The sequence below is a fragment of the Pseudomonas sp. MIL19 genome (assembly GCF_028680365.1).
Taxonomy (GTDB): Bacteria; Pseudomonadota; Gammaproteobacteria; order Pseudomonadales; family Pseudomonadaceae; genus Aquipseudomonas; species Aquipseudomonas spirodelae.
On sequence record NZ_JAPPVG010000076.1, the window covers coordinates 1 to 1,529 of the forward strand.

General features: G+C 52.5%; 1 protein-coding gene and 1 tRNA gene. One reads left to right on the forward strand and one right to left on the reverse strand.

The window, feature by feature from the left end:
- Positions 1-841 (forward strand): tyrosine-type recombinase/integrase (locus N1078_RS19390; protein WP_274089696.1); only part of this gene is annotated, 841 nt, incomplete at its 5' end.
- Between the two features lie 120 nt (positions 842-961).
- Here N1078_RS19390 and N1078_RS19395 read toward each other — a convergent pair.
- Positions 962-1,051, reverse strand: a tRNA-Ser gene (locus N1078_RS19395).
- Positions 1,052-1,529: the final 478 nt, after the last annotated feature.

Sequence of the window (1,529 nt, forward strand, 5' to 3'; positions counted from 1 at the left end):
AATGAGTGTCCGGATCAGCGTGGAATCACTGTCCGGATGTGCGTGGAATGGGTGTCCGAGTCAGCGTGGAATCCGCATGCTAACCGTTGTTCGTGGGGTCTGGGCTGACGCCAAATCAAACAGTCTCATTGCCAGCAACCACATGAAGGGCATTCAGAACCACAAGGTGAAGTACAAAAGCCTGGCAGATCCTTTCACGCGCGAAGAGATCAAACGCATCGAGCAGGCAGACCCTAAGAGGCTGCGTGAAGCCCGCGTGGTGGTGATGAACTGCTGGATCGGCCTATCACGCTCTGAGCTGATGGCACTGGCCCGTGAGGATGTGGATCTCGACAACAAGCTGATCCATGTACGCCGTGCTTATGTGGATGGCATCTACCGTATCCCCAAGGAGGAGAAACGTGAGCGCTTTGTAGAGTTGATCAAGCCAGCGGCTGCGCTGATGAAACTCATCTTAGAGGATACCGCTGCCTGCATGCCGCAGCCGATTGAGGTTACTCAGCGGGATAATCTCACCAGCGAGTCGGAGCGTGTCACCTTTCTATTCAGGGACTGGACGACGGGAAATGCGTGGCACCCTGACCACCTGGATGAATGGTTCAAGGAGCACCTGGTCAAGTCCAAGGTAAATCATCGGGGCATCAACCAGTGCCGTCATACGTTTGCGAGCCAGGCCCTATCAAGCCACGTCAGGCTGGAGTGGCTGGCGAAGCAGCTGGGTCACGCCGACACGACCATGATTAAGAAACACTATGCAAAGCTGATCCCGGATGACACCAAGCGGATGGGCAGTGATGTGTCTGAACAGATGGGATTTGGGGGGGGTTGGGGCGGTGCATAGCGGCCTGGAAGGACTCGATTTTGCCCCCATTTGCCCCCAATTTTGCCCCCAAGCGATTTTTCACTTTCTAAAAGACAAGAAAAAGCCCCGTAACTCATTGAATTACGGGGCTTTTTTGTATGGCGGGAAGATAGGGATTTGAACCCTAGGTGCTATCGCTAACACAACGGATTTCGAATCCGTCCCGTTCGGCCACTCCGGCATCTTCCCGTGGCGGCGCGAATAATAGCAGCTGTATTGCGTTTGTCGAACCAAATTTCAATTTTTTTCACATGCTTTCAGGTGCTTGCGATCAAATGCCGTGCGCTGGGCTGGGTTAAGAATGTTTGATCATTTAGTGGCGCCGTGTGTGCAAGGAGGGTTGTGATGGTTTGGTGTCCAGGTCTGCGGATGCGATCTGTGTGTTTTTTGTCGAGGCTGTGCTGAAGTCGTGCGTGTAGAGTGGTCTGCTTGAGGTGTTAGTTTTGTGATCTGTCTCCTTATATAGGATGGTGTTTAAGTTCGAGTATGGAGTGTTCGTCATAGTCCGCGGTCGTATTGCTGCGGCTTGTTCAGGTGTAAAGCCCTTTTGCTAAGGAGTGCGCGGGTTTGATGCTTGCTTTATGAGGTCGGCAATCGCCTCGCCTTTATAGTGTTCTCTCTATGTGGGACTGCTTTTCAGATGTGTGCGTCTCCTTAAACGTCTTAT